6 protein-coding genes and 1 tRNA gene are annotated in these 6,362 nt (G+C 58.1%); 3 read left to right on the forward strand and 4 right to left on the reverse strand.

Annotation, left to right across the window (positions count from 1 at the left end; genetic code table 11):
• Positions 1 to 2: 2 nt before the first annotated feature.
• Complete coding sequence (locus CRD13_RS07835) at positions 3 to 1,001, reverse strand: metal ABC transporter solute-binding protein, Zn/Mn family (protein ID WP_070546658.1); 999 nt, start codon at positions 999 to 1,001, stop codon at positions 3 to 5.
• Between the two features lie 317 nt (positions 1,002 to 1,318).
• Between CRD13_RS07835 and CRD13_RS07840 the strand changes: the two genes are divergently transcribed.
• Both CRD13_RS07840 and CRD13_RS07845 read left to right on the forward strand, forming a co-directional pair.
• The gene (locus CRD13_RS07840; protein WP_049189569.1) at positions 1,319 to 2,425 is read left to right on the forward strand and encodes a LacI family DNA-binding transcriptional regulator; all 1,107 of its coding nucleotides are present in this window, start codon (positions 1,319 to 1,321) and stop codon (positions 2,423 to 2,425) included.
• 103 nt (positions 2,426 to 2,528) lie between these two features.
• Complete coding sequence (locus tag CRD13_RS07845; RefSeq protein WP_049189568.1) at positions 2,529 to 3,152, forward strand: flavin reductase family protein; 624 nt, start codon at positions 2,529 to 2,531, stop codon at positions 3,150 to 3,152.
• Here CRD13_RS07845 and CRD13_RS07850 read toward each other — a convergent pair.
• The 3 genes from CRD13_RS07850 to CRD13_RS07860 form a co-directional block, all read right to left on the reverse strand.
• Complete coding sequence (locus CRD13_RS07850; protein WP_016421441.1) at positions 3,134 to 3,610, reverse strand: META domain-containing protein; 477 nt, start codon at positions 3,608 to 3,610, stop codon at positions 3,134 to 3,136. The two genes, CRD13_RS07845 and CRD13_RS07850, sit on opposite strands and share 19 nt — an antisense overlap.
• Positions 3,611 to 3,624: 14 nt before the next feature.
• Positions 3,625 to 4,002, reverse strand: coding sequence for a hypothetical protein (locus CRD13_RS07855; protein ID WP_016421440.1), 378 nt, complete (start codon positions 4,000 to 4,002; stop codon positions 3,625 to 3,627).
• A 277-nt stretch (positions 4,003 to 4,279) separates the two neighbouring features.
• Complete coding sequence (locus tag CRD13_RS07860) at positions 4,280 to 5,908, reverse strand: threonine/serine exporter ThrE family protein (protein ID WP_070858987.1); 1,629 nt, start codon at positions 5,906 to 5,908, stop codon at positions 4,280 to 4,282.
• A gap of 360 nt (positions 5,909 to 6,268) precedes the next feature.
• Here CRD13_RS07860 and CRD13_RS07865 point away from each other — a divergent pair.
• Positions 6,269 to 6,341 (forward strand) — tRNA-Thr (locus CRD13_RS07865).
• Positions 6,342 to 6,362 lie beyond the last annotated feature (21 nt).

Raw genomic sequence — 6,362 nt, forward strand, 5'->3', positions numbered from 1 at the left:
AGTTATGCGGACTCCATATCGGAAAGGGTTTGCTTGTAGAGGTCAAAGAACGACTGGCCAGTGCTCGGCGACTCAAAAACATCGACGATTTTAACGCCCTTTGCCTTGGCTGCCTCGACGAGTCGCTGCGAGACCTGGTCGTGGGTCTGTGGCGAGTCGATGAGGTAGTCCAGCTCGCCGGACTCGATCAGCTTGAGCATTTCATTGACATCGCTTGCCGACGGCTCGGACTCATTCAGCGTGGACTGGCGGTAGCCCTTCGGGGTGATGTCCTTAACCTTCGTGTCCTTCAGGATGTCATCGGCCAGCGGGTGAACCTGAGCAACCTTAGCGGCCTTGAGCTTGCTCTTGGCCTCTTCGATGTCCTTGATTTCCTTATCGACAGCCTTGGTGTCGGCCTTGGCGCCCATCTTGGTCAGAGCTTCGGCGAGCTGCTCTGCAGTTTCTTCAACCGCATCGGTGTTGTACCAGACGTGCTCGTTGGCCTCGCCATCGTGGTGGTGGTGCTCGTGGCCGTCGTGGTCGCCATGGTCGTGGTCATGGCCCTCGTGATCGTGGTCGTGATCGTGGCCCTCGTGATCATGGTTATGGCCTTCGTGATCGTGATCGTGGTTGTGGCCCTCTTCCTGCGGCAGCGCAGAGATGATGACCTTATCCTTTGCGTCACGCAGAGAGGAGGTCAGCCATGCGTCGTAATGCCCGCCACCTGCGACGAGAATATCGGCGTCCTCTACCTTTGCCATGTCGGCTGCGGCCGGTTCGTAGGAGTGAGGATCGATGTCGTTGGACGCGATAATCGGGTCGATGGCGACCTTCTCGTCGTCGGTGACTGCGTCGGCGACGTCCGCCCAGACCTTGGTGGAGGTGACCACCTTGATGGTGTCTTCGGACTTGCCCGCGGACGTGGTGCTGTCATCATTGCTGGAGCATGCGCCGAGACCTGCGACGAGGCCGGCGCTGGCGACTAGCGCCGCGATGCGCGTGGAAAAGCGTGCCTTCATTTTTGTATCCAATCCTGTTGCGGGCTGAATTATTCCTTTTATTCAGCTCCTGAGCATTAACCGCTATTGAAAACAGTTGTCTTTTAGTTCAAAGAACATAGTAGGGGCTGCGGAGACCCAGTCACAAGGCGGGCCTCTGCCGGAGTGGCCGAAATGACAGTCGCGCACATTCGTTGGGTAAAGTTGTCCGCGATTAGATGCGTGTGATGCTCGTTGTAGTTCTTTTCCATAAAATCGAGGTTTTCTACCTGAGGTAGCTGGACGAAGATATCTGAGCGGGCAGTCGCTGTTGGTTTTTCAAGAAGGGTCGGTATTCCGTGCAAAGTCGGCGTCGTCGTGGCACCTTGGCTTCCATCGCTGCAGAACTTGGGGTCTCGCGCACGACCGTATCCAATGCCTACAACCGCCCTGACCAGCTCTCGGAGAAGTTGCGGGAGCACATCTTGGAAACTGCGGAGCGGCTTGGCTATCCCGGGCCGGACCCAATGGCTCGCGGTCTGCGCATGCGCCGGGTTGGCGCCATCGGCGTGCTGTTCACCGAGCACCTCCCGTTCGCTTTTGAAGACCCTGCGTCGGTGGATTTTCTCGCCGGCCTCGCAGAGGAGCTCGGCGAAATGGGCGACTCCATGTTGGTCATTCCAGCTTCCTCCGAGGAGGGTGGGGACGTAGATCTCAATCTGATTCGGCAAGCGGTGGTCGACGGTTTCGTGGTCTACTCCGTCGCGGACAACGATCCGTTCCTCGCTGCCGTGCGCGCCCGTGGCTTGCCGACGGTCGTGTGTGACCAGCCTGCAGATGCGGCGGCTCTACCGTTTGTGGGCATCGATGACCGTGAGGCCATCAAGCCCGCGGTGCGGCACCTGACTGAACTGGGACATCGCAAGGTGGGAATCCTTTCGGTGCGCTTGTCGCGTACCCCGAACTCGGGATATGTCACGGAGAAGCGGCTGGCAGAAGCTCATCACCAGGTGCAGAAGAACCGCGTCGAAGGTGCGCTGGAAGCGCTTGCCGAGGCCGGTATTCAGCAGGCAGATGTGCCTATCATCGAGCGTCACCTCAATGACCGCGAGAATAACCGCGATGCGGCTCGCCAGCTGCTGACCGACAACCCGGATCTCACGGCGGTGGTCTGTACCACGGATACTCAGGCAATTGCGGTCTTGGAATATGCCAAGGAGAACGGAATTCGTGTTCCGGAGGACCTGTCCATCACAGGCTTTGACGGAATCGAGCGCGCCCTCTTCCACAAGCTGACCACTGTAATTCAGCCGAATAGGCAGAAGGGCATTGCCGTCGGCCGCGCGCTGGCCGAGGAGCTTGAGGCCGCACGCGAGGACAGCGGTCGCGCTCCTCGCGTCTTGTTGGAGACTGAGTTTGTCGTTGGATCGACAACCGCAGCGCCGTCGGCACCGTCAGCCGGGTAGCGGGCCGACGAGGGTAACAACATCGTGGCGCTATCGGGGGCTCTTGGGGTGGTAAACCCCACCTCGTCTTTACTGTGTTCGGATTCAGATTAAGGTCTATTACATGACAGATTCAACAAATTCGAGCACCGACCAATCAGCTGCGGCTCTCAATAGTCCGGAAGCTACCCGCGACGACCATGTCGAACTTGGCGGCCCCGTCGAATTGGATGAAATGTCTATCCGTGGCGCGATGAGTGAGTTCACCACTGGCGTGACCATTATCGCCACCGAGGATGAAGGCGAAGCGTACGGTTTCGCCTGCCAGTCTTTTTCCTCGCTGAGTCTCACTCCACCGATGGTTCTGTTTACTGTCATGAAGACCTCGCGGTCCTGGCCGCATATACGGAACGCTGGACGCTTCTCCGTCAATGTGTTGGCCGAGGATCAGGAGGATATCTCGGCAGCCTTCGGCCGCAGTAATGGCGAAAAGTTCAAGACGGGGAAGTGGACCCGCTCTGAGCTGGGCAACCCTTTATTGCACGGCTGCTCCGTGTGGATTGATTGCACCGTCGTCGATGTTTACGAAGGCGGCGATCACTGGATTGTGACGGCGGATATTGTGGCTATCGGCAAGCGTGAAGAAATCAATCCGCTCATTTACCACCGCGGTTCTTACGCACGGGTTTCTCACCCCGGCACCGATGCGCCTGTCGATCAGAAGTGGCGTCAGCGCCCCTCGGTGTAACCCGAAGTTGTCGCAGTCCAGCCACGGCGATCCTCGCCTGGCTTGGGGTCTTTCATCTCTCGCATGCGCAGACCATTGTTGTCCTGCGTGTAGACGAATTCGCCCGCCACAATCTTGTGGAAACGCTCCGAATAGGTCTGCGCCTGGTCTGAGCAGTCCAAACTGCGAGTCTGCTCCGGGGTACCGAATTCGACCGCCTCGCCCTTCCACTGCAGCGAACCAGAGCCGTTGCCACAGGAATCAGCGAAGGTATATGTTGTCTGCCCCAACGTAATAGTCGGCGCCTGAGTTCCGTCCGGCACACCGTGGGGCAGGTTTGGGTCATCAAAGATCGCGGTTATCTGCCATTGCTTGCCGACGATCTCCGCTGCCGGCTTTGCCTGGCATGCGGTAGCCGTCATGGACACTGCCGCAACGACAGCTACTGCGGCAACCGCTTTTTTCCCGCTCCGACCCATGCTGCGTGACCCCGTTAGTTAGCTGCCTTCTTGGTGGTCTTCTTAGCAGCCTTCTTCGTCGTCTTCTTAGCGGCCTTCTTGGCAGCCTTCTTCGCCGTCTTACGAGTGGTCTTCTTTGCGGCCTTCTTGGTCGACTTCTTCGCAGTCTTCTTAGTGGACTTGCGTGTGCGCTTTGCGGTCTTCGGAGCGTTTTCCTTCTCGTATTCCTCGTGAACCTTCTTGAAGCTCAGGCCTTCCTTCTCCACTCCGAGCATGCACATCAGAGTGACGGCATCGTAGAAATCCTCGGCGAAGGTAGCAACAATTCGCCGTGCGCCAGCAGCGGTCTTTTCTTCGACCTTGTGAAGAGCCTCGTTCTGAGCAGTGCGAGTGTCTGTGACCTTCGGTGGCACGAATCCTCCTGGCAAGCATGGCCTTAATTGCGCCCCATACACCTACTTCTGCCAGCCATCTCGCCACATGCTCCCGGCACTGAGCTCAACCGAGTTCAGTGAAGAAGGAATGGGATTGTGATGACGCAGTTTCAGCTTTAAGCGCTACTTACAATTCAAAAACCTTATTCTACCACGTTGTTGATAGGTCGCGCGGTGTGGATAATGCTCCCATGGATACGGCTAGTCCACGCAGCGGCTGTCCCGCGGATTGAGCAGTGGCTGCCCCGCGGAATGGCTAGTCCACACGCGGGTTCATACCGCCCTTGAAGCGGTAGTTGCGTGGACGGCGAGGCTTGTTCCGCGGATTCACAGGACGGATGCGACGCATACCGGCCCGGATTGGACGGGTCAGGCCACTGTCTTCGCGCAGTGCGCGAGGGCGACGGAGCCTGCGCGCCATCCATTCACCGAGGACAATACCCGCAGCTAGTGCCGTCGCAATGCCTAGCGCTGAGGCTAGCGCCGTAAACCCCTTGGTCGGGTGGTCGTGCAGCAGTGCGTGCATACCGCGGTAGATCGTCATACCCGGAAGCAGCGGGGTTACGCCTGCCACTGCCGTAATCAGCGGCGGGATGGACCAACGTCGTGCCAGCAGGCCACCGATGAGACCAATCAGCGTTGCTGCCGCGCCTGCGCTGGTCACCGGATGAACTCCCAGTGGAGTCAACACGTAGTAGTAGGTCATCGACCCCAGCAGAGCGACCGTTCCGGACACTGACAACGCGGTGAACCCAGCATTCGAGGCCAACGCAAATGCGATTGAGGCGGTAGTTCCCGCTATCACCCTCACTGTCGCCTGTGCCAGGTTGAGGTCAGAACCCGCGATGACGTCGGGAAGCGGAATGCCCAGCATTCCGGAAAACTCGATGCCCATTGCGATGCCAGCGACGATTCCGCCGGTCAACAACATGGTGTCGAAGAAGCGCGCGGAGCCAGTCACAGGTGCGCCGGTGATGCCGTCTTGCAGTGCTTGCACGAGGGTTAGGCCGGCGAGCATCACGATAATTCCCGAGGCGATCAGCCTGGATGGCTGCATCTCAAAGGGGAGATACGCCTGCGCCGCATTGAGCACAGCAGCGGAGAGCGTGGCAATGAGACCGCCGACTGCATTCTGAAAGAATGTGGGCAACTCGCGGGCAGCGAGTTCACCAATCACGATGACGATGGCCAGTGTGACCGCAGCCGCGATAAGGGCGACCTCGAAACTCGAGCCGAGCAGCACTGTCACAGATGAAGCCAGCAATGCCCAGCCAGTGTAGATGACGCGGAGGCGGTATTTTGCGGGCTCACGCTCGACCTTGTCGATAGCCTCAATAGCCTCCTCCAAGCTCAGGTGGCCCGCGCGAATTCGGCGGATGACACGGTCGGTGTGACGCAAGCGCTCGAAGTCGGGCACTGGCGCGGTGACAACGCGCATCGCGGTAATAGGGGTACGGCGTGCGCCGATGAGGTGGTAGACCGTCACGGAGGTCAACGTGATATCGACTTGGATTTGGGTGAGGCCATAGGCTGAGGTCACGGCCTTAATTTGCAGCTCGGTATCGCGGTTGCCCGAGCCACATGCCAGCAATAGCCCGCCGATGCGAGCAGCGAGATCGAGTACGGCCGTGACCTGACTCGGGTCGGAATAATCGATCGGTGCCAGCGGCAGCGGGGTAGTAGTCGAGTGCACTAGGTCGACAGTTGCCGTTGGGCCGGAAACGAAATCAATCACGCGCTGCTTGAAGGTGGACTGATCTTCGATTGCAGGAAACTGGGTCTGCGGAGTGTCGTCGTAAGAGACAGTGGCTTCAGCGTCGTAGAGATCATTCTTCGTAGCGGAGTTTTCTCCGGCGTTGGAATTGCTGTCACTAGCGAATGACATGTCGACACTTCCTTTCCCCGATACTGCCTGGGGTGCATTGCAGTGATGCTGCAAAGACGCGATGCGGAGACGTTGCAGAAACATAGCCCCAGTGATTTAGCGATAGTCACACTACCCCGTCAGTGACCGAGAATCTCAATTCGTTTTTGAGGCGGTGAATTTGCCTATCTGAGCGGGGCTTTTAGCGTGTGGAAAAGTGTTCAAGAAGTGCGGTTGCAGTTTTCCTGTGGTGTCGTTTTTAACTTCTGCTTGCCAACCTGTACAATCGCCTGTCAGCGGCACAGCTGAGTTCGATTCTTAGGTTGACTCTGATTCTTTCGAGCCAGCGACGGCTAACGCCAAAAGGGTCGCTTTAAAGTTGCCGGGATGGCGCAATTGGTAGCGCAACTGATTTGTAATCAGTAGGTTACGGGTTCGAGTCCCGTTTCCGGCTCAAAAACCCCAGGTCAGGAAG

The sequence above is a fragment of the Corynebacterium sp. LK26 genome (assembly GCF_014335085.1).
Lineage (GTDB): Bacteria > Actinomycetota > Actinomycetes > Mycobacteriales > Mycobacteriaceae > Corynebacterium > Corynebacterium jeikeium_D.